Origin of the sequence: Thiospirillum jenense (assembly GCF_014145225.1) — a bacterium.
Taxonomy (GTDB): Bacteria; Pseudomonadota; Gammaproteobacteria; order Chromatiales; family Chromatiaceae; genus Thiospirillum; species Thiospirillum jenense.
In genome coordinates this window covers 1-540 of sequence record NZ_JABVCQ010000109.1, presented here as the reverse complement: position 1 = coordinate 540, position 540 = coordinate 1, and the positions used below count along the sequence as shown (strand labels likewise).

The following is a 540-nucleotide window of genomic DNA, read 5'->3' as shown; positions in this document are numbered from 1 at the left end:
CCCCCTCCCCCCCTTTTGCAAAGGGGGGTAAGAGTAAAGCCCCCCTTTTGCAAAGGGGGGTTGGGGGGGATTTAATCAAAAGGGAAAAATTCAATTAACCGTTGCTTGAATTGGAATTGAAATTAACCAACCGCCGCCGCGCTATCGGGGCGGTTTTTTTATTTGTGTTGTGGTATGCTCGGCAAATATTCAACCATTTGGGGATGATTGCCCATGACCGATAATGTGGACAATTTGGTTTTAACCATTTTGAAAGACATCCAAATGCGGATGGGACGTTTAGATGAGCGCATGGCTAACCTGGAATTGCGTATGACCGCTCAAGAACAACATCTAGCAACCTTGGTGCTTTCTTTGCCAACCGTTCATGATCGGCTTGACGCCTTAACACGCCGACTTGAACATGTTGAGAGACGCTTGGAATTACGCGATGCGGGATGAACTCGTAAGTCGCGTCGGTTGGGTTGTGTGCAATGCGCGGGATTGGTGAATAATGACCAAACCCAACGGCACACAACCTGACATTTCCCCCGAAGAAAT

At 48.1% G+C, this 540-nt stretch carries 1 protein-coding gene; it reads left to right on the top strand.

Translation table 11 applies throughout. The features are described from left to right. Positions 1–213 precede the first annotated feature (213 nt). Positions 214–441 carry a hypothetical protein gene (locus HUK38_RS14740; RefSeq protein ID WP_182585062.1) on the top strand — a complete coding sequence of 76 codons (228 nt, stop codon included), beginning with the start codon at positions 214–216 and terminating at the stop codon, positions 439–441. The last annotated feature ends 99 nt before the right edge of the window (positions 442–540 follow it).

Excerpts from the sequence above, each read along its gene's own strand:
- HUK38_RS14740 (WP_182585062.1), top strand. The coding sequence starts at position 214 with ATGACCGATAATGTGGACAATTTGGTTTTAACCATTTTGAAAGACATC.